This window comes from Paenibacillus cookii, assembly GCF_018333375.1.
GTDB classification, from domain to species: Bacteria; Bacillota; Bacilli; order Paenibacillales; family Paenibacillaceae; genus Paenibacillus_AQ; species Paenibacillus_AQ cookii.
Window position 1 is genome coordinate 1 of record NZ_BORW01000157.1, and the last position, 246, is coordinate 246.

A 246-nucleotide genomic window follows, 5' to 3' on the forward strand; every position below is an offset into this window, starting at 1 on the left:
CTAAGTACCCTGAGGAAGAGAAAACAATAGTGATTCCGTCAGTAGCGGCGAGCGAACGCGGATTAGCCTAAACCGGTCAGCTTGCTGGCCGGGGTTGTGGGACGTCTCACATGGAGTTACAAAGGAATTGGTTAGGCGAAGAGGTCTGGAAAGGCCCGGCATAGAAGGTAAAAGCCCTGTAGCCGAAAGTCAGTTCCCTCCGAGACGGATCCCGAGTAGTGCGGGGCACGTGAAACCCCGTATGAA

At 54.5% G+C, this 246-nt stretch carries 1 rRNA gene; it reads left to right on the top strand.

The window, feature by feature from the left end:
- Positions 1-246 (top strand): 23S ribosomal RNA (locus tag KI367_RS26995); the annotation flags it as partial.